The following is an 18,015-nucleotide window of genomic DNA, read 5'->3' as shown; positions in this document are numbered from 1 at the left end:
GAGCAGTGGGTCGAGTGATCGGAGTCGGTCCGGGATCGGACGGAGGAGACGCCCGGAGCGGGAGGGCAGAAAGAGCGGGGGAGCGCGGCTACGACAGTCCTGTTAGTCGGAGACGGCGGCGTCGGCCTGCTCGGCAGGGGGCTCGCTGATCTCGTAGAGGTTCTGTCGGGCGTCGGCGAAGTAGACGTCCTCCTCGATGACGCCTACCTCGTCCAGCCGTTCGAGCGCGTAGCGGACAGTCCGCGCAGAGAGCATCGACTCCTCGACGATCCCCTTCTGGGTGAGTGGGCCGTCGTACTCCAGAACCTTGTACACGAGCTTCGCGCTCGGCGGAAGGTCTGCGAGGGCCTCCCCGTCGGATTCGGTCATCACGTGGTACGAGTTGCGCGTTCGCAATAAAGATTGAGGAGTGAGGCGGCGAGGCGGCCGTCGCGTCCGGGGATGGAGCGGCGGCGGGCGCGCTCGCGCGGCGACAGAACCGGGCGGCTTTTGGTCCCGGGTGGCCGACCTTGGACCATGGCTACGGACACGGTCGAGGGAATGAGCCCCCACTTGCGCGGGCTCACGGTGACGACGGTGGCGGCCATCGGCGGGCTGTCCGCCGGTGTCGCCGCCAGCATGGTCGCCGCCGGCCCGGGTGACAACCTCGGGCTCGTGGTTCTGGCGGCAGCGATCATCGCGCAGTTCCCGATCCTGCGGCTGATCGGCGTCGACGTCGAGGACTTCTCCACGAAGGACTACCTCTACGTCGCGTTCATGACGTTCGCGCTCTGGTTCGTCTCCTGGGGAATCCTGCTGACGACCACCCAGATCTAACGATGGCAGAGGATAGCATCGCCGTCGTCGACCTCGATCGGTGCCAGCCCGACCGGTGTAACTACGAGTGCGCGAACTTCTGCCCGCCCAACCGGACGGGCAAGGAGTGCATCGTCACGCGCGACGAGCGCTTCGAGGAGGGCGAGGAGTTCGACGGCACGCCCGAGCAGATAAGCATCTCCGAGGAGATCTGTCTGGGCGAGTCCTGCGGAATCTGCGTCGAGAAGTGCCCGTTCGACGCCATTGAGATCATCAACCTGCCCCAGGAACTGCAGGACGAGCCCGTCCACCGCTACGGGGAGAACACCTTCGCGCTGTACGGCCTCCCCGCGCCCCAGGAGGGCCGCGTGACGGGCATCCTCGGGCCGAACGGCATCGGGAAGACGACGGCCGTCCACATCCTGGCCGACGAGCTGACCCCCAACCTCGGTCGGTTCGACGACGAGCCGTCCTGGGAGGCCGTGCTCGAGGAGTACCGCGGCACCGAACTGCAGGGCTACCTCGAGGAGCTCCGGGACGGCGACGTCACCGTCGCTCGCAAGCCCCAGTACGTCGACCAGATCCCCGACCAGTTCGACGGGACCACCCGCCAGCTGCTGGAGTCCACGGACGAGCGCGGGGCGCTCGACGACCTGATCGAGCGGGTCGGCATCGCCCCCGTCGTCGACAACGACGTCGACAACCTCTCCGGGGGCGAACTCCAGCGGGTCGCGCTGGTCGCCACGCTGGCGCGGGACGCCGACTTCTACTTCCTCGACGAGATCACGCCCTACCTGGACATCGGCCAGCGGATGACCGCCGCGCGGCTGATTCAGGAGCTGGCCGAGGAGGAGGACCGCTCGATGCTCGTCGTCGAGCACGACCTCGCCATCCTCGACCTGCTGGCCGACGCGCTACACGTCGCCTACGGTGAGCCGGGCGCGTACGGTATCATCACGAGCCCGAAGTCCACGAAGAACGGGATCAACGAGTACCTCTCGGGCTACCTCGAGAACGAGAACATGCGCTTTCGCCAGCAGGAGATCGAGTTCGAGGAGCACGCCCCACGGCAGGTGTCTGCCGGCGACGTGGTCATCGAGTACCCGGACCTGTCGAAGTCCTACGGCGAGGGCGAGTTCTCGCTGGAGGTGGAGGGCGGCAACATCCGCGAGAGCGAAGTGCTGGGCGTGGTCGGCCCGAACGGGATCGGCAAGTCCACGTTCGCGAAGCTGCTGGCCGGCCGCCTCGAACCCGACGAGGGCGAGGTCGACGCCGACCTCGACATCGCCTACAAGCCCCAGTACATCGAGATCGACCAGCCGATGCGGGTCGACGCGTTCCTCTCGTCGATCACCGACGACTTCGGGAGCTCCTACTGGAACACGGAGATCGCCAAGCCCCTCCAGCTGGAGCGGGTGATGGAGCAGGATCTCACCGACCTCTCCGGCGGGGAGCGCCAGCGGGTCGCCATCGCGGCCTGCCTCTCGAAGGACGCCGACCTCTACCTGCTGGACGAGCCCTCCGCGCACCTTGACGTCGAGCAGCGCGTGCTCGCCACCGACGCCATCCGCCGCTACGCCGAGAACAACGACGCCACGGCGATGGTCATCGACCACGACATCTACATGATCGACCTGCTGTCCGATCGCCTGCTGGTCTTCGACGGCGAACCCGCGAAGCGCGGGCAGGCCAGCCCGCCCGTCGGCATGCGCGAGGGCATGAACGAGTTCCTCGCGAACCTCGACGTCACCTTCCGCCGCGACGAGCGAACCGGCCGGCCCCGGATCAACAAGCCCGGCTCGCAGCTGGACAAGCAACAGAAGCGGGACGGGGAGTACTACTACGCGCCATGACATCCTCCCCGTCGTTCACGACGGGGTTTCCTCCGTGGGAGTCTTAGTTAGTCTACGAATCCTCGGAGGCAACATTCCCGTCACTGTGGACGGTACTGATGTCTGTGCGCTGTTCTTTGGGACTGACCCTCACGGGAGAGTGTGGTGACTCCGACCATCGGTGGTCATTCCACTCGAACCGCACGGGGCCGAGCCATCGGCCTGGCTGTCTGGTCTGCGTGCCGCTGCAGGAACGTCTCTGACGCTGTAGGGAGGTTTGACCGCCGCGAACGCAGTGAGCGGCGTGAGAACCTCCTATATGCGAGCGGTGACCGCAGGGAACCGTGAGAGAGGGATCTCCTGAGTGAAGCGACGGTTCTCTGAACTGGCAAACGGGGAGCGAACCGTGGCGTACCTCACTGGCGATCGGGAGACGCAATGATCGGTGAATCGCAGGGAGGCGGCCGCTTTCGGCCACCGCTCGTCGTGGTTCTCCACTCGAAACCTGGGGCAAAGTGGCGACAACGTGGAACGTTCACCAGGTGACGATTCGTGTGAGCACGAACACGAGGATCGCCGACAGCAGGGAGCCGATGATGGTCTCGACGGCGGCGAGCATGCGGGCGTAGGGGCCGACGGGCTGGATGTCGCCGTACCCGAGCGTGGCGAACGTGATCATGCTGAAGTAGAGGCTCTTGTAGAGGATCTCGGCCGTCCACCAGAGCGGCGTCGCCTCGGGGTCTTCGATCGTGTAGGTGATGGCCTGTCCGCCCTGCGTCTCCTGAATCCCGCCGGTGAGCGGGAAGAGGAGCGCGCAGATCACGATCACGGACAGCGAGACGCCGAGGACGCGGTATGGGCTGGAGCCGTAGTGCATCACCCACCGCGAGACCTCCCACTTGATCGCGTTCCCGTAGTCGCGTTGCGTCCAGGCGAGCCGGCGTCGGGCGTCCTTCTCGAGGTTGTAGCTCCGGCGGGCCAGTTTCGGGAGCGCGTTGTCGCGGTAGAGCTGCTGGAGTTCGCGGTAGGTCCACGACGCGGCCTCCAGCGGGTGGTTGTTCCCGAACCCGGGTTCGGCGGTCTCGCGCTCGTAGATGGACAGATCGCCGAACTCGGTCTCCTCGCCGATGTGGACGTCGGTGAGCACCGCGTCGTTGAGGTAGGCGTCCAGCAGGTTCGCGCGCCGGAGGTCGGCGTTCGTGAAGATCGCGCCTTCCAGGTTCGCACCGGAGAAGTCCGCGTTGATCCCGTTCGCGTCCGTCAGCGTCGCCAGCGTGAGATCCGAACCGGAGAAGTCTGTGTCGATGAGCGTGGCGCCCGAAAAGTCCGCACCGATCAGCGACGCGTCGGCGAACCAGTCGACGCCGACGAGCGACGCCTCCCGGAGGTACGCGCCGTTCAGGCCGTCTTCACCATCGGACCGGGCGTCCTCGAGTTGATCGCGCGTCTTGCCGTCGACCTCGGCGTGCCAGATGCAGTGGTCGTGGTCCTCCCACGTCGGTCGGTCGCAGGGCTCGTCCGGGCCGGCGCCGTCGACGCCGACGTTCAGACGGAACCCACACCGGTCGGAGGGATCCGATACCATACTGACACATCGAGCGCCAGCCCCAAGTGTTCCCGGTCGCATCGGCGGGTACGACCGCCGTAACTGGGGCTTCGCGGTCAGTCGCCTGATCAGGACGTCGTGACCAGTCAGGGGTGGCCGACGTCCCGGTGTCGATGCGCGGGCAGAAGCGACGGGTGTCCGCGACGCGTCCCGTCAGGTGACGGGCGGGCCGACGCGGCCGCACGACGGCGTGCGGTCGATTCGCCGTCGGTTCACATCCGTCGCCGTCAGGCCGACGGGTCGCCGACGGTCCCGATCTCGGCACCCTCGACGGCGTCGTCGAGGCCGTCGTCGACGTCGATCACCTCCTCTTCGGCGACCTCACGGTTGGTCTGGTCCTCTTCCTGGCGCTCCGTGACGGAGTCGTCGCCCGTGACGGAGACGAAGAGGTCGCTCAGGTCCTCGGTGCTGGAGTTGGATTGACTCTCGCTCATGACAACGTGTCATAACAGCACACAGTAAATAGCGATATTGCCTAACTGATTTGGGAGCGCGAGAACCGCGGGGCTGCGGGGTCGTCGGACGGACTGTCGGAGTGCAACGTCGCCACGACGGTCCGTATCAGTCGAGCTGGCGCTGGCAGGAGCCGCACAGCGACTGCTCCTTGACGTCGACCTCGCGGACGGTCGGCGAGAAGTTCATGACGCAGCGCTTGTTGTCGCAGTGCTCGAGGCCGAGCGTGTGACCGATCTCGTGGACGACTTCTTTGCGGACGCGGTCGGCGAAGATGTCGCCGGCCGATCGGTTCGAGAAGCCGCCGTCGGAGGACGTCTGGAGGCGGTTGGTCGAGATGACGCTCCCGCTACCGGAGAGGTACGCCAGCCCGAAGACGTAGTTGCGCCGCCGGTAGTAGAGGTCGTGCGACGTGATCGCGATGTTCTTGGTGCCGTCCCCCACCCGCTGGGCCAGGTCGATGAACTCCTCCGCGCGGTACTGGTCGCGGTTGGCGTCGTACGCGCCGGTCGGCACCGACTCCGGATCGTGCATGGTGACCTCGCAGTCGTACACCGAGCGCAGGCCGTCCGAGGCCTCCCGCTTGACCCGGGCCGAGATGTCACCCACCGGCACGACGTCGACGTGCATGCCAAGCGATATGGGTGGGGATACCATAAACATCCCGCCATGACCGACGCCCGCGACGCCCTCGTCGAGCGGTTGTCCGCCTTCGACCGGCTCGTCGAGGTCGGGATCGGCCGGCGGCCGGCCGTCGCCGCGGCGCTGGCAGATCGCGGCACCGGCGTGACCGCCACCGACGTCGTCGAGCGGTCGACGCCGGACGGCGTCCGCTTCGTCCGCGACGACGTGACCGATCCGGACCCGTCCGTCTACGCCAGCGTCGACGCCGTCTACGCGCTGAGCCTCCCGCCGGAACTGCATCGACCGACGTGGGAAGCCGCCCGCGCGGCGGACGCCGCCTTCCTGTTCACCACGCTGGGCGGCGACGGGCCGGCGATTCCCGTCGAACGGGCGTCGCTGCCGGACGGCGAGACGCTCTACTGGGCCCGTGAGGAAGGGCCGGGCGTGCCGGAGTAGCGGAGCGGCGCGGCTACCGGCCGGTCCGCCGACGCCGCGAATGGGAAGCGAAATGTGGCCCGGCCGCCAGGGAGCGGACATGAACGTGGACGCTGTCGTGCTCGACGTCGACGGCGTGCTGGTGGACGTGGCCGACTCCTACCGGCGCGCGATCGTCGAGTCCGTCGAGCGGGTGTACGGCGAGACGATCGACCGGGCCGAGATTCAGCCGTTCAAGGACGCTGGCGGGTTCAACAACGACTGGGAGCTGACGTACGCGGCGGCCCTGTACGTGCTGGGCTCGCAGTCGGGGTTCGACCTCGGCGTCGATGAGTTCACCGACCGCATCGCCGAGCGCGGCGGCGGCCTGGACGCGGCGGAGGCCGTGGTCCGGGACGCGCTCCCCGAGACGGACGCCGAGGACGTCTTCGAGGAGTGGGACCCCGAACGGCTCCGCGACGTCTTCCAGCGGCTGTACCTCGGGAGCGACCTCTACCGCGACCTGGAGGGGGGCGAACCCGATCTCGAGACGGCGGGGTTCATCCACGACGAGCCGGTCATCGTCGACGAGGGGACGGTCGCCGAACTCCGGGAGCGCTACGACGTGGGCGTCCTGACGGGCCGGCCGGCCGCGGAGGCCGACATCGCGCTGGTGCGGGCGGGGCTGGACGTGTCCGACGAGCACCGCTTCACGATGGACGACTGGGACGAGGGCAAGCCCGACCCGGCCGCGTTAGTGACGCTGGCCGAGCGGTTCGGCGCCGATCGGGTGGCCTTCGTCGGCGACACGCTCGACGACGTTCGGACGGCGGTCAACGCCGACGCGGCCGACGAGCGGGTCTACTACGGCGTCGGCGTGCTGACCGGCGGCCTCACCGGCGACGAGGGACGACGGAAGTACAGCCGCGAGGGAGCGGCGGCCGTCGTCGAGAGCGTCAACGACCTGCCGGACCTGCTGGAGTAGCCGTCTCGACCGAATTTGCCGGGCGGGACGCACACGTCCGACCGCGTCCGGGACCGAGGCAACCTCGGCCGGTCGCACAACGCTTATTCGCCGTTCGTCCAATTCCTCGACATGGACATCGCGTTGCTCGGCGGCACGGGCGACATCGGCGAGGGACTGGCGCTGCGGTGGGCCTACGACTCGCCCCACGACGTGATCATCGGCTCGCGCGACGCCGACCGCGCCGCGCACAAGGCCGAGGAGTACGAGACGGAACTGGACAGTCGCGGCGTCGAGGCCTACATCGACGGCCTGGCCAACGAGGAGGCGGCCGCGCGGGCGGACGTCGTCGTCGCCGCCGTCCCGGCCTACCACCTGACGGACACCGTCGAGGCCGTGGCCGACGAACTGGAACCGACCGACGTGCTCGTCTCCCCCGCCGTCGGCATGAAGCGCGACGAGGCGGGCTTTCACTACAACCGCCCCGGCGCCGGCAGCGTGACGCAACTGGCGGCCAGCGCCGCGCCGGAGGACGTCTCCGTCGTCGGCGCGTTCCACAACCTCGCGGCCGGCCGGCTGGCCAACCTCGACGTCACCCTCGAGTGGGACACCGTCGTCGTCGGCGACGACGGCGACGCCAAGGCGACCGTGATGGAACTGGCCGAGTCCATCGAGGGGCTCCGGCCGCTTGACGGCGGCCCCCTGGAGAACGCCGCCGAGGTCGAGGCGGTGACGCCGCTTTTGATCAACGTCGCGCGGCACAACGACGGGATGCACGATCTCGGGCTGGAGTTCCGTTGAGGGCGAGCGCAGCGAGCCCTCGGAACCAGCGAGCGGGGAGCGGAGCGACCCGTGAGCAGCGTCGACGGCGAAATCCGTCGTGATCAGAGACGCCGCTACTGGACGGTAGCGACGCGAGGCGGCCGATCGGCCGCCGAGAAGCCGACAGTTACGCTTCGGCCGTCTGCAGGGCCTCTTCGAGGTCGTCGCGCTGGGTGACGCCGACGAAGCGCTCGACGACGCCGTCGTCGTTCTCGACGACCAGCGTCGGGAGCGAGCGGACCTGATACTCGTTGGCCACGTCCTGCTCCTCGTCGACGTCGACCTTCTCGAAGTCGACGTCCGGCCAGTCTTCCTCGAGTTCCTCCAGGATGGGGTCCTGAGTCTTGCACGGACCGCACCAGTCGGCGTAGAAGTCCTTGAGCGTGACAGACATACTCGCCACGTACTTACCCGGCAGGCGGGATAAGGATTGTCACCGCGTTCGCCGGGTGTGCCTACCCACGGCGAGGTTCTGACCGAAGGGAAGAACCTCGGAACCAGCGAGGCGACATGCGAGCCGCGAGACCTCGAACGCAGTGAGAGGTCTCGGCAGAGCGAGCAAGAGCGAACGAAGTGAGCGACACGCGAGCCGCGAGGACGCCGACCGCCGCCGGGCGTCCGAAGGGAAAGGCTTACTCCGGCCCGGTGACCAGAGTTCAGTATGAGCAGCAACGACGGCGGTGGCCTGATGTCCAGCGCCGGACTGGTGCGGTACTTCGACGCGGAAGACCAGAACACGATCCGCTTCGACCCGCGAACCGTCGTCGCGGTCGGGGCCGCCTTCGGCTTCATGATCCTCCTGCTGAACGCGCTGTAGCGCTCCGGGACCGCGACGTTTTCCTACCGGGCCCGCGAAGCGCGGCCATGCACTTCAGCTCCCGCGAACAGGCGGCGCTGCGCGAGGCCGGTCTCTCGACCGACGAGATCAGGGCTGCGTCCGACGCCGTCGCCGACGCGACGGAGGCGGCGGCCGAGGAACTCGAGGACTTCTTCGACGGCCGCGACGTCGTCTACTCGGACATGGACCGCGCCCACAGCAGCAGCGACGTACAGGAGCACGCCGTCGAGTACCTCGACCTGTTCACCCACGCCGACGACGTCCGCGGGTACCTCCGGTTCGACGCGTGGGGCGTCTACGTCGAGGGCGGGCGCGTCCTCTCGGAGGGGGTCGTCGAACTGACGCTGGGGCCGACCGTCCACGACCGGGTCCGCTTCGCCGCCGACCGCGCCGACCTATGACGGTCCGGGTGCGGGGCATCTACGCGACGGCGCTGACCGAGCTGCTGGCTGACGTTGGCGTCGCCCTGCCGTCGCCGACCATCGCCGAGCGATTCGACCGCGAGTTCTCCGACGAGCGGCCGCGGGCGACAGTCACCACGACCGACGACCGCCAGGGCGTCGGCGTCACGGGCGACCCGGAGACGGTCGCCGCCGCCGTCGAGCGGTTGCGCGCGGTCGGCCGGGACGCGATGGCCTGGGCGGACCCGACGCCCCGAGGGGCCGTCTACGCCGGCGAGGTGACGGAGACGCTGGGCGGGGGCGCCGTCGTCCAGTTGACTGCGGTCGACCCGGCCGACGCGGTGCCGGCGTCGACGGCCGGCGTCGATCCGGAGGGGTTCCTGCCGTACTCGAAGACAGAGCGACGGATCGAGGAGGGCGACCGGCTCCGCGTTCAGGTCGACGAGCCGACGGTGCCCTGGACCGGCGGTCGGCCGGTGCTTGACACGACCGTCCGGGCCCACGGCGCGCTCGCCACGCTGGTCCGCGGCGGGACGAGCAGCGCGAACGGGCCGGAGCTGGCCGACGTGCTCCCGGCGGACCCCCGCGAGGGCTGGGGGATCACCTGGGACCGCGCCAGCGACGACGCCGGCCTGGACGCGCTCGGCGGGGCGCTGGACGCCGCGAACGAGCGCGCCGAGACCGTCGACGCCGCCGTCGAGGACGCCCCGTCGCCCGCCGACGCCGCGCCCCACTGCTACGTCGCTCCCGAGGCGACGGCGTGGGTCTGGTTCGGCCGCGAGGCCCGCTTCGAACTCGACGGGGTCCGCCGCGACGTGACGACCACGATGCCCGGCCACCACCGCGTGAAGGCCGGCTCAGCGAGCGCGTCGGGCGGGGTGGACCTCGCCGAGGCCGTCGCCGACGGGTTCCGTACGGGGGAGTCGGACTTCCCCTTCGAGGCGGTGACCGGCCAGTACGGCCCGCGCGAGGGCGACTCCGTGGCCATCGAGCACGGCAAGCCCGACGGCCGGCTGATCACGCTCGGCGAGGCCAGCGTCGAGGCCGTCGACCCCGACGGGACGGTCACGCTGGAGCGGGAGATGTCCCCCGGCGGGACCTACGACGGCCTCGGCGTCCGGCGGCAGGCGGGCGACGTCGCCACCACGAAGGTCCGCGAGGGCCGGTGGTGGTACCCGACGGTGTACCGCGGCAGCGACGGGCAGCGCCGCGGCACTTACGTCAACGTCTGCACACCCGTCGAGGTGTTCCCCGACGGCGTCCGGTACGTCGACCTCCACGTCGACGTGGTGAAACACGCCGACGGCACGGTCGAGCGGGTAGACGACGACGAACTGGACGCTGCCGTCGATGCCGGCCACGTCAGCGAGGAACTCGCGGAGAAGGCCCGCAGCGTCGCCGCGAGCGTCGAGCACGCGCTGGAGTAACGCGGAAGCGGCGACGGCACGGGCCGACTCGAAGCGCTGCCGTCGTCGCGTTATCTGAGCCGCGCCCAGGCGCCGACTGCGGCGGCCCCGAGGCCGAGCAGGCCGAGCGCCCGGGCGTCCCCCGTCGCGTCGGACGGCTCCCCGCCGGTCGACGTTCCGCCCGGCGGCCCTCCGTCAGCCGACGGCGCGGACTCGCTCCCCCGGGAGTCGTCCGGCGCGTCGGGATCGGGAAAGGCGAACAGGCCGCCGGGGGCGCCGTCCTCGCCGGGGACGCCCATGCTCGACGCGACGAAGGCGTCGCCGTCGGACAGGCGCTGGGCGGTCCAGAACCGCGCCTGACCCGCGTCGCGCCAGTGGTACAGCTCCCGCGGGGCGAGGGGGTCCGAGACGTCGTGGACCTTCACGCCGCCCTGGTACCACGAGGTGTAGCAGCGCCCGCCGGTGATCTGGAAGTTGTGCGCCGTCGTCCAAACGCCGTCGCGCGTCGGGTCCGGCGTCGGCGGCGGGTCGATGCGCGACAGCCGCACGGGCTCGGACGGATCGCTCACGTCGTAGAACTCGATCCCGCCGGGACCGCGGTCGGCGTCCGCCTCGACCGCCCAGGCCTCGGCGTTGATCCCCAGCAGGTCCCCCTCCGGACCGACGGCGGCGCGGTGGTCGTTGCCCGGCGGGCGCGTCGCCTCGTCGAAGTCGAGGTCGGCCAGCGTCTCCGGGTCACGGCCTCTGACGCGGGAGACGAACTCGGGGGTTTCGGGGTCGGAGACGTCGAGGATCCGGGTCCCGGCGTCCCAGTGGGCGAGGTAGGCCAGGTCGCCGCGAACGGTGACGTCGTGGAGCACGCGCAGCGGCGCTGCGACCTCGCGCCAGGCGTCGTCCCGGTCGAACAGCGACCATCGGCCCACCTCGCCGTCGCCGACGTCGACGACCACCAGCGGGTTGCCTTCGGTCGCGGTGCCGGCCAGGTACGCCAGTCCGTCGACCAGACAGGCGTTGTGGATCGGATAGTCGGTCTCGTGGACCGCGACGCGCTCGGGGGCGGCCGGGTCCGAGACGTCGAACAGAAGCGCGCCGTGGAACCCGTCGTGGCCGGGATTGGCCGGGCCGACGACCAGCAGGCGGTCGCCCTCGACGCTCAGGTCGTAGACGTCCTCCATCGGGTCGGCGTCGCCGTCCCCGGCCAGTCCGCGCGTCTCGGAGACGACCGTCGGCTCGGCGGGGTCGGCGGCGTCGACGACGAGGAAGCCGTCGTCTGCGGCCACGTAGACCGGGCCGTCGCCGCCCACCACGGCCTCGCGGGCGGTCTCGACTTCGAGCGCGCCCAGCGGCTCGGGCGCGCTCTCCTCGGGCGGCGTCGCGGGGTCGGTGACGGTGGGGTGGGCGCCAGCGACGCCGGCGCCGGTCAGGACCGCGGCGCCAGCGATGGTACGGAGGAAGGACCGGCGATGCACGGACCCGGCTTCGGCCTCCGCCGGTAGAAGCGTTGCGCTCGGGGCCGCGCCGGCCGAGAGCACCGGAGTGAAGGCGCGGCCGGCACAAGGGAGCGTATGCTCACGCCGGACCTCAGCGGTCGGACGGCGCTCGTGACGGGCAGCGCGAAAGGCATCGGCCGGGAGCTCCTGCTGGCCATCGCCGACCGGGGCGCGGACGTGGCCGTCCACTACCGCTCCAGCGAGGGGGCGGCCGAGGAAGTGGCCGAGCGGGCGCGCGAGGCCGGCGCGACGGCGACGGCGACGCAGGGCGACGTGACCGATCCCGACGCGGTCGACGACCTGTTCGACGCCGTCGAGTCCGACCTGGGGAACGTCGACGTGCTGGTCAACAACGTCGGCGCGTTCGCGCCCAGCCACTGGGAGGAGATGGACTTCGAGACGTGGAACGCGGTGTGGGAGACGAACCTCAACGGGACCTACCTCTGCTCGAAGCGGGCGCTACCGGGGATGCGCGACGGCGAGTACGGCCGGATCGTCAACGTCGGCTACGCGTCGGCCGAGCAGGGCATGGTGAACCCGAAGAACTTCCCGTACTTCGCCGCCAAGAAGGCCGTCCTGATGTTCACGCGGATGCTCGCCGCGGACACGCAGGACGGCGGGATCACGGTCAACGCCGTCTCGCCGTACGTCGTCGAGAACTCCGACGAGTTCCCCGACGACCTGCCGCGGGACCGGCCGGCCGCCTTCGAGGACCTGATCCAGGCCGCGATGTTCTTCCTCGATCCCGGTTCCGACTACGTCTCCGGCGAGAACGTCGAGGTCGACGGCGGCTGGCTACCCGAGACGGTGTAGCGCGACGGGAAGACCGGGGCCGGCCCTACCGCGTCTCCGGATCCGCCCAGGGTCCGACGCCGGCCAGGTTTCCGAGGAGCCAGCCGATCACGAGCGGCACGACGACGGCCAGGCAGGCCAGCCCCACCCAGCGGGCCGGCGGCGGCCGGAGCGCGAGCCAGACGAGGTAGAGCGTCCCGGCAGGAACGAGCAGTTTGGTGAGCGGCGATCGGTTGTCGGATGCCACGCTCGGGCTACCCGACGATCACGTAAGTACGTGTCCGTCGGAACGGTAGCCGCTAGTTGTCCTGGATCGCGTCGATGACCATCGCGGCCGCGACCACCGGCTCCCGCGGGACGTCGCCGGCGTCGTCGATCGCGATCTCGTAGCGGTCCCGCAGCGACAGCTGGCCGCCGATCGAGCCGACGTGGTCGCCGTCGGCGTCAGTGATCTCGTAGCTGTGCGGGATGAGCTCGCCGAACGGCAGGACGTTCCGCGCGACGGTGACCAGCGCCCCCCGCGAGTTGATCTCGGCGATCTTCCGCTCGTCGTCGGCGTCGCGGATCTTCCACGTGTCCTGTAGCAGCGAGTAGTCGTTGTCCAGGATGACCAGGTCCTCCCCCGTCCGGGCGTCGCTGAGGACGTAGTTGCCGGCGACGTCGATGATCCCGCCGGCCTTCACCGTGAAGACGTCCTCGCCGTCGGCGTCGGTGAAGGGGAACTCCTCTTTCATCTTGAACAGCTTCTGCTTGCCCCGCAGGACGACGTCCCCCGCCGAGTCCATCGCCCTGTACTTGTTCCTGATCAGCGACTGCTCGACGACATACCTGTCCTCGGAGAGGTCGACTCCCTGAATGTCGTACTCACTGGTCACGCTCATTGTCAATCTCTGCTGAGGGATGGCCGCACCTTGTGGTAAAGGTTTTCGGGACCGGATGTCGGTCAAAACGCGCGGGCGCGCGCAACCGACAGGGTTTCAACTGCCGACGCCTGTGATTGGATAGATGAGTAAGGACGTCATCGAGGTCCGAGGGGCCGAGGAGCACAACCTCAAGGACGTCGACGTCGAGATCCCCCGAGAGGAGCTGACCGTCGTCACGGGGCTGTCGGGGTCGGGCAAGTCGTCGCTCGCCTTCGAGACCGTCTACGCTGAGGGCCAGCGCCGATACATCGAGTCGCTGTCCGCCTACGCCCGGAACTTCCTGGGCCAGATGGACAAGCCGCAGGTCGAGAACGTCGAGGGGCTGTCGCCGGCCATCTCCATCGACCAGAAGAACGCCGCCAACAACCCCCGTTCGACCGTCGGGACGGTCACCGAGCTGCACGACTACCTCCGCCTGCTGTACGCTCGCGTCGGCACGCCGCACTGTCCCGAGTGCGGCCGCGAGGTGGGCGAGCAGAGCGCCCAGAACATGGTGAGTCGGATCCTCGACCTGCCCGAGGGGACGCGGGCGAAGATCTGTGCTCCGGTCGTCCGCGACCAGAAGGGCGCCTTCGAGGACCTGTTCGACGACCTCGTCGGCGAGGGGTACGCCCGCGTCGAGGTCGACGGCGAGGAGTACGACCTGACGCTGGACCGCCCGGACCTCGACGAGAACTACGACCACACCGTCGACGTGGTCGTCGACCGCGTGAAGGTCAGCGAGGACGCCCGGTCCAGAATCACGGACTCCGTCGAGACCGCCCTGGAGGAGGGCGACGGGATCATCAAGGTCATCCTCCCGGACCCGCCCGAGGACGCGGAGCTGGGCGGCTCGACTGCCCGGTCGACCGGCGATCTCGCCGGTGAGGGCGACAGCGAGGACCACAGCGACCGCGAGCGACTGGTCGTGGAGTTCTCCGAGGACCTGGCCTGCACCCACTGCGGCATCGACATCTCCGAGATCGAGACCCGCTCGTTCTCGTTCAACAGCCCCCACGGCGCCTGTCCGGAGTGCGAGGGGCTGGGCGAGACCAAGGAGGTCAGCGAGGACCTCGTGATCCAGGACCCCTCGAAGCCGCTGAAGCACGTCTTCGAGCCCTGGAGCTACGACCGGACCTACTACTCGCGCCAGCTGGACAACGTCGCCGAGCACTTCGGCGTCTCGCTGGACACGCCCTTCGAGGAGCTGGACGAGGCGATCCAGCGGCAGTTCCTCTACGGCACGGACGACCTGGTCCACTTCCAGTGGCGGACCAAGAACGGCACCCGCGAGAAGACCGAGCGCTTCGAGGGGGTCATCCCCAATCTGGAACGGCGCCACGTCGAGACCGACAGCGACCGCGCCCGCGAGCACATCGAGGAGTTCATGGCCACCACGACGTGCCCGGCCTGCGAGGGCACCCGCCTGAAGGCCGAATCGCGCGCCGTGCTCGTGGACGGAAGTTCCGCGAGCGATGCGAGCGGAACGTCGTCGGAGGTTCCCTCCGACGGAACCTCGATCACCGAGGTCAACCGGATGTCCATCGGCGACGCGCTGGCGCACTTCGAGGGCATGGAGGCCAACCTCGACGAGCGCGACACCAAAATCGCCGAGGAGATCCTCAAGGAGATCCGCGCCCGTCTCGGCTTCATGGTCGAGGTCGGCCTCGACTACCTCACGCTCGACCGGGAGGCCGCGACGCTGTCCGGCGGCGAGAGCCAGCGCATCCGCCTGGCCACCCAGATCGGCTCCGGCCTCGTCGGGGTGCTGTACGTGCTCGACGAGCCCTCCATCGGCCTCCACCAGCGCGACAACGACCGCCTGCTGAACACGCTGGCTGAGCTGCGCGACCTCGGCAACACGCTGCTCGTCGTCGAGCACGACACCGAGACGATGCGCCGCGCGGACAACGTCATCGACATGGGGCCCGGCCCCGGCAAGCGCGGCGGCGAGGTCGTCGTCAACGGCAGCGTCGAGGACGTCAAGGCCTGTGAGGACAGCGTCACCGGCGACTACCTCGCCGGCGAGCGGGCGATTCCGGTCCCCGAGGAGCGACGCGATCCCGACGGCTCCCTCACGGTCAGGGGCGCTCGCCAGCACAACCTGAAGGACCTCGACGTGGACCTGCCGCTGAGCGCGTTCACCGCCATCACCGGCGTCTCCGGCTCCGGCAAGTCCACGCTGATGCACGACGTCCTCTACAAGGGCATCGTGCGCCGGATGAACGACACCGACGTCAACCCCGGCGAGCACGACGACATCGAGGGCTTAGACGAGGTGGAGACGGTCCGCCTGATCGACCAGTCGCCCATCGGCCGGACGCCCCGGTCGAACCCGGCGACCTACACCAACGTCTTCGACCACATTCGGGAGCTGTTCTCGGAGACCAGCCTCGCCAAGCAGCGCGGCTACGACCAGGGCCGGTTCTCGTTCAACGTCAAGGGCGGCCGCTGCGAGGCCTGCGGCGGCCAGGGCACGGTCACCATCGACATGAACTTCCTCTCGGACGTGCAGGTCCCCTGCGAGGAGTGCGGCGGGGCCCGCTACAACGACGAGACGCTGGACGTCACCTACAAGGACGCCACCATCGCGGACGTCCTCGACATGACCGTCGCGGAGGCCTACGACTTCTTCGAGGGCCACACCGGCATCCGTCGCCGACTGAAGCTCCTGAAGGACGTCGGCCTCGACTACATGCGGCTGGGCCAGCCCTCCACGACGCTCTCCGGCGGCGAAGCCCAGCGCATCAAGCTCGCCGAGGAGCTGGGCAAGAAGGACTCCGGCGACGCCCTCTACCTGCTCGACGAGCCAACCACCGGGCTCCACCCCGAGGACGAGCGCAAGCTGATCGACGTCCTCCACCGGCTGACCGACGACGGCAACACCGTGGTCGTCATCGAGCACGAACTGGACCTGGTGAAGAACGCCGACCACATCGTCGACCTCGGCCCCGAGGGCGGCGAGAACGGCGGCGAACTCGTCGCCGAGGGCACGCCCGAGGACGTCGCCCGGAACGAGGACTCCCACACCGGTCGCTACCTGCGCGACCTGCTGCCCGGCGTCGACCTGGAGGGGCCGCGCTCGGATCGGGTCATCGCGGCCGACGCGGACGGCGACGTCGTTGCAGGGACCGGCGACGACTAACTGCCCTTTTTCACGGGGTCGTCCGAGAGAGCGAAGCTCTCGTGATCACGAAAGACGCCGGAGGCATCTTTCGAACGACCTCGCGGTCGCCGGACGAGCGCTCGACCCCGTCTGCTCACGAGCGCGCAGCGCCCGTTCGCACGGCCCGAGGGATCGAAGATCCCTCGCTGCCAAAAAACGTGGGCGGACAAATCCGGACGCTCACTCCGTTCACGTCCGGTTCCGACGGCTACCGCTTCTTCCTCCCGCCCGATCAGACCGGCGTTTCGCCCGTACACCGCGCCGAAGCGCCTACCGAACGGCGTCGCTCCTGCTCTCGGCCTTCGCCCCGGTCAGTCGATCGACGGAGTCCGGCTCCTCGTCGCTCACGCAGGTGGTGACGCCCTTCAGGTTGCACTCCTTCGCGTAACTCCGGGGTCGATAGTACTGAGTCGGCGGACGACCGATGCGAGAAGTCGAGAAGAGGGACCTACAGGTCCGCGTCGACTCGCAGTTCGTCGTCGGTCACGTTCGAGACGCTGTTCTCGGGGACCCGGATGTCGTCCTCGTCGGCGTCGCCGCCGCCGAACGTCTCCACGAGCGACTCGATGACGCCCGGGTCGGGGTCGACGTAGGCGACGCCCGCCGCCTCGTCGACTTCTGACACGATGCCGAGCTGTTCGCCGGTGTCGTCCACGAGGTACTTCCCTTCGTCGTCGTCGGAGAGTACTGCCATCGCGTTCTTGTTGGTTCCCTAACCATAAATACGCTCGCCGGGCCCACTCGTCGCTTGGCAGGCGGCGAGTTCGTCGAGGATGTCGGTCGCGCTGGAGCCAAAAGAGAGGCGGCCGCGATCGATCAGCGGTTCGACGCCCGCGCTGCGGTCCGGCGGGGCGTCAGTTACGAGTTGTTGCCGTCGGTGTCGGTGAAGTTGCCGGGGACGTCGTCGAGGCCTACCGGCTCGGCTTCCCGCGGTTCGTCCTCGAAGAAGACGTCGCCCTCGTCGTTGAACAACTGGTCCTCCTCGTCCTCGCCGACGGGGGTGAAGTTGATCGTGACGTACCCCGAGTCGCCGAACAGGGCACCCTCCGAGTGCATCCGGAACACTTCCGGCTGGGGCGTGTCGTCCTGGAAGGTGTCGCCCTCAGCGTCGACGACGTAGCCCGCCTCCTGATCGAACTCGGGGACCTCGGCGTCCTGGGCCTGCCAGAACAGGACGTGCTCGTTGCTGTTCAGGTACCGGATGGCCCGGGTGTTGTACTCCGACCAGACGTTGTCGCGGATCTCCTCGACCCGCGGGTTCCACTGGAGCACCGGCGACGTGATGATGAACCGACTGCGGGGCTGGAACTGCCCGGCCGGAATGATCGCCTTGTCCCACTCCCGGTCGTCGATGATATCGTCGTCCCCGTCGTCCTGTGCGGCCGCGCTGCCGGAGCCCGCAGCAGTCAGTCCGAGTCCGGCCGTCGCCGCCGCTCCCTTTTTCAGTACCGATCGACGCGTCGGGTCCGTGAACTTGTCGAGTAAGTCGTGGTCGTCAGTCATGAGTGAT

20 protein-coding genes and 1 pseudogene are annotated in these 18,015 nt (G+C 69.0%); 10 read left to right on the top strand and 11 right to left on the bottom strand.

Going from position 1 to position 18,015, the window contains the following annotated elements:
- Positions 1 to 102 precede the first annotated feature (102 nt).
- The gene (locus LCY71_RS11120; protein WP_225333216.1) at positions 103 to 369 is read right to left on the bottom strand and encodes a winged helix-turn-helix domain-containing protein; all 267 of its coding nucleotides are present in this window, start codon (positions 367 to 369) and stop codon (positions 103 to 105) included.
- 147 nt (positions 370 to 516) lie between these two features.
- Here LCY71_RS11120 and LCY71_RS11115 point away from each other — a divergent pair, with 147 nt between their 5' ends.
- Positions 517 to 816 carry an EMC6-like membrane protein gene (locus LCY71_RS11115; protein ID WP_225333215.1) on the top strand — a complete coding sequence of 100 codons (300 nt, stop codon included), beginning with the start codon at positions 517 to 519 and terminating at the stop codon, positions 814 to 816.
- Positions 817 to 818: 2 nt separating this feature from the next.
- Positions 819 to 2,648: a ribosome biogenesis/translation initiation ATPase RLI gene (locus tag LCY71_RS11110; RefSeq protein ID WP_225333214.1), complete on the top strand. Its 1,830-nt coding sequence runs from the start codon at positions 819 to 821 to the stop codon at positions 2,646 to 2,648.
- Between the two features lie 52 nt (positions 2,649 to 2,700).
- On the opposite strand, the pseudogene LCY71_RS21690 reads toward LCY71_RS11110, so the two are convergent.
- From LCY71_RS21690 to LCY71_RS11095, 4 genes and pseudogenes are all read right to left on the bottom strand, one after another.
- Positions 2,701 to 2,896: pseudogene (locus tag LCY71_RS21690) on the bottom strand (RNA-guided endonuclease TnpB family protein); the annotation flags it as partial.
- Between the two features lie 266 nt (positions 2,897 to 3,162).
- Entirely contained in the window at positions 3,163 to 4,212 is a 1,050-nt protein-coding gene (locus tag LCY71_RS11105) for a pentapeptide repeat-containing protein (protein WP_225333213.1), read from the bottom strand.
- Positions 4,213 to 4,460: 248 nt separating this feature from the next.
- Complete coding sequence (locus LCY71_RS11100) at positions 4,461 to 4,667, bottom strand: hypothetical protein (protein WP_225333212.1); 207 nt, start codon at positions 4,665 to 4,667, stop codon at positions 4,461 to 4,463.
- A gap of 127 nt (positions 4,668 to 4,794) precedes the next feature.
- Positions 4,795 to 5,316: an archaemetzincin family Zn-dependent metalloprotease gene (locus LCY71_RS11095; protein WP_225333211.1), complete on the bottom strand. Its 522-nt coding sequence runs from the start codon at positions 5,314 to 5,316 to the stop codon at positions 4,795 to 4,797.
- Between the two features lie 39 nt (positions 5,317 to 5,355).
- On the opposite strand from LCY71_RS11095, the gene LCY71_RS11090 reads away from it, so the two are divergent.
- The 3 genes from LCY71_RS11090 (at position 5,356) to npdG (ending at position 7,489) form a co-directional block, all read left to right on the top strand.
- Positions 5,356 to 5,766, top strand: coding sequence for a UPF0146 family protein (locus tag LCY71_RS11090; RefSeq protein WP_225333210.1), 411 nt, complete (start codon positions 5,356 to 5,358; stop codon positions 5,764 to 5,766).
- A 79-nt stretch (positions 5,767 to 5,845) separates the two neighbouring features.
- Positions 5,846 to 6,709 carry a TIGR01548 family HAD-type hydrolase gene (locus LCY71_RS11085; protein ID WP_225333209.1) on the top strand — a complete coding sequence of 288 codons (864 nt, stop codon included), beginning with the start codon at positions 5,846 to 5,848 and terminating at the stop codon, positions 6,707 to 6,709.
- A 111-nt stretch (positions 6,710 to 6,820) separates the two neighbouring features.
- Positions 6,821 to 7,489 (top strand): NADPH-dependent F420 reductase, encoded by a 669-nt coding sequence (gene npdG, locus LCY71_RS11080; protein ID WP_225333208.1) that lies wholly within the window; start codon positions 6,821 to 6,823, stop codon positions 7,487 to 7,489.
- 148 nt (positions 7,490 to 7,637) lie between these two features.
- Here npdG and LCY71_RS11075 read toward each other — a convergent pair whose 3' ends face one another.
- Positions 7,638 to 7,904, bottom strand: coding sequence for a thioredoxin family protein (locus LCY71_RS11075; RefSeq protein ID WP_225333207.1), 267 nt, complete (start codon positions 7,902 to 7,904; stop codon positions 7,638 to 7,640).
- A 267-nt stretch (positions 7,905 to 8,171) separates the two neighbouring features.
- Here LCY71_RS11075 and LCY71_RS11070 point away from each other — a divergent pair, with 267 nt between their 5' ends.
- From LCY71_RS11070 to LCY71_RS11060, 3 genes are read left to right on the top strand one after another with little or no spacing between them, the layout of a single operon-like run.
- Positions 8,172 to 8,327, top strand: coding sequence for a preprotein translocase subunit Sec61beta (locus LCY71_RS11070; protein WP_225333206.1), 156 nt, complete (start codon positions 8,172 to 8,174; stop codon positions 8,325 to 8,327).
- A gap of 47 nt (positions 8,328 to 8,374) precedes the next feature.
- A complete protein-coding gene (locus LCY71_RS11065; RefSeq protein ID WP_225333205.1) occupies positions 8,375 to 8,749 on the top strand; it encodes a DUF7532 family protein in 375 nt (124 codons plus the stop codon).
- The gene (locus LCY71_RS11060) at positions 8,746 to 10,176 is read left to right on the top strand and encodes a ribonuclease FAU-1 family protein (protein WP_225333204.1); all 1,431 of its coding nucleotides are present in this window, start codon (positions 8,746 to 8,748) and stop codon (positions 10,174 to 10,176) included. Before LCY71_RS11065 ends, LCY71_RS11060 begins: the two co-directional genes overlap by 4 nt.
- A 50-nt stretch (positions 10,177 to 10,226) precedes the next feature.
- Here LCY71_RS11060 and LCY71_RS11055 read toward each other — a convergent pair whose 3' ends face one another.
- Positions 10,227 to 11,624 carry an LVIVD repeat-containing protein gene (locus LCY71_RS11055; RefSeq protein WP_225333203.1) on the bottom strand — a complete coding sequence of 466 codons (1,398 nt, stop codon included), beginning with the start codon at positions 11,622 to 11,624 and terminating at the stop codon, positions 10,227 to 10,229.
- Between the two features lie 96 nt (positions 11,625 to 11,720).
- On the opposite strand from LCY71_RS11055, the gene LCY71_RS11050 reads away from it, so the two are divergent.
- Positions 11,721 to 12,458: an SDR family NAD(P)-dependent oxidoreductase gene (locus tag LCY71_RS11050; protein WP_225333202.1), complete on the top strand. Its 738-nt coding sequence runs from the start codon at positions 11,721 to 11,723 to the stop codon at positions 12,456 to 12,458.
- A 25-nt stretch (positions 12,459 to 12,483) separates the two neighbouring features.
- Here the strand turns inward: LCY71_RS11050 and LCY71_RS11045 are convergent, their stop codons facing one another.
- Positions 12,484 to 12,684, bottom strand: a complete 201-nt coding sequence (locus LCY71_RS11045) for a hypothetical protein (protein WP_225333201.1) — start codon at positions 12,682 to 12,684, stop codon at positions 12,484 to 12,486.
- A 52-nt stretch (positions 12,685 to 12,736) separates the two neighbouring features.
- Positions 12,737 to 13,318 (bottom strand): LURP-one-related/scramblase family protein, encoded by a 582-nt coding sequence (locus LCY71_RS11040; RefSeq protein ID WP_225333200.1) that lies wholly within the window; start codon positions 13,316 to 13,318, stop codon positions 12,737 to 12,739.
- A 124-nt stretch (positions 13,319 to 13,442) separates the two neighbouring features.
- Between LCY71_RS11040 and uvrA the strand changes: the two genes are divergently transcribed.
- Positions 13,443 to 16,484 carry an excinuclease ABC subunit UvrA gene (gene uvrA, locus LCY71_RS11035; protein ID WP_225333199.1) on the top strand — a complete coding sequence of 1,014 codons (3,042 nt, stop codon included), beginning with the start codon at positions 13,443 to 13,445 and terminating at the stop codon, positions 16,482 to 16,484.
- 469 nt (positions 16,485 to 16,953) lie between these two features.
- On the opposite strand, the gene LCY71_RS11030 is transcribed toward uvrA, so the two are convergent.
- Together LCY71_RS11030 and LCY71_RS11025 are read right to left on the bottom strand one after the other, a co-directional pair.
- Positions 16,954 to 17,199, bottom strand: coding sequence for a DUF8593 domain-containing protein (locus LCY71_RS11030; RefSeq protein ID WP_225333198.1), 246 nt, complete (start codon positions 17,197 to 17,199; stop codon positions 16,954 to 16,956).
- A gap of 164 nt (positions 17,200 to 17,363) precedes the next feature.
- Positions 17,364 to 18,008: a hypothetical protein gene (locus LCY71_RS11025; protein ID WP_225333197.1), complete on the bottom strand. Its 645-nt coding sequence runs from the start codon at positions 18,006 to 18,008 to the stop codon at positions 17,364 to 17,366.
- Positions 18,009 to 18,015: the final 7 nt, after the last annotated feature.

The sequence above is a fragment of the Halomicrobium urmianum genome (genome assembly GCF_020217425.1).
Classification (GTDB): Archaea; Halobacteriota; Halobacteria; order Halobacteriales; family Haloarculaceae; genus Halomicrobium; species Halomicrobium urmianum.
The sequence above is the reverse complement of the archived record's forward strand: the minus strand, read 5'-3'. Positions and strand labels throughout refer to the sequence as shown.